The organism is Kitasatospora sp. NPDC085879 (assembly GCF_040686255.1).
GTDB lineage: Bacteria > Actinomycetota > Actinomycetes > Streptomycetales > Streptomycetaceae > Kitasatospora.
Map to the genome: position 1 here is coordinate 1 of NZ_JBFBJZ010000213.1, position 1,045 is coordinate 1,045.

The 1,045-nt window shown below is 70.7% G+C and carries 1 protein-coding gene; it reads left to right on the forward strand.

The genetic code is table 11. The features are described from left to right. The first annotated feature begins 76 nt into the window (after nt 1-76). Nucleotides 77-991 (forward strand): transposase family protein, encoded by a 915-nt coding sequence (locus tag AB0P35_RS42235; RefSeq protein ID WP_363521952.1) that lies wholly within the window; start codon nt 77-79, stop codon nt 989-991. Nucleotides 992-1,045: the final 54 nt, after the last annotated feature.

Consider the following 1,045-nt stretch of genomic DNA (forward strand, 5'->3'; position numbering starts at 1 on the left):
CTTACGAGCTGGTGCGTGATTGCGGCGGGTTGGGCTTGCCTGGCTTGGGGCGGCATGATCTTCCGCTGTGACGATCATGGTGAACCGTGCAGTCCTCGGCCATCGGGTGCTGACCGGCCTCTCGCGCGGGCACCTGGCGGAGTTGGTCGTCGAGCTCGCCTCGCCGTGGCAGGCGGTGGTCGAGGGCAGGCGACACGCGGTCCGGGGCGGCGTGCGGCGCCGGGCCGCGGGTGCGGGCGCCAAGCACCGGTTGGTGTTCACCGACCGGGTGGTCGCGACGCTGATCCATCTGCGGCACGACCTGCCGCACGCGGTCCTGGGGCTGCTGTTCGGGGTCGACCGCTCCACGATCACCCGGGCCGTCGCCGAGATCCGCAGTCTGCTTGCCCGCCGCGGCTTTGCGGCGCCGGACCAGCCCGGGATCCGGCTGCGGACGCTCGCGGATGTGTTCGCCTATGCGCAGGCCGAAGGGGTGGTGCTGCGGCTGGATGCCACCGAGGTCCAGGTCCGCCGCCCTGCGTCCCACCGGGGCGGCCGGCGGGCATTCGTCTCCGGCAAGAAGAAGCAGAACACCATGAAGGCCACCGTCGTCGCCGACGAACACGGCCGGACGCTGTGGGCCGGCAACCTCCGCCCGGGACGCATGCACGACGCCACCGCCATCCGCAGTGAAGGCATCGCCGACCTGTTCCGCCAGTTCCCCGGCATCCAAATCCTCCTGGACGACGGATACTTGGGCCTTCGACGGGATCATCCCGGCCAGGCCATCACCCCGCCGCGGAAGGCGAACAAGATCTGCCCACCGGAAGTCCACGAGGCACGCGAGCAGGCCCGCCACGAGCATTCCTCCCGGCGCATACCGGTGGAACATGCCCTTGCCGACCACAAGCGATGGAAGGGCCTGACCCGCTGGACCCACCGCCGCGACACACTCCCGGACACCTACCTCGCCATCGCCGGACTGGTCTCCGACCGCACCGCCGCCGCCTGAACAACGCCCCAGCTCAGGCCGTCGCGTCCCCGCCGCAATCACGCACCAGCTCGT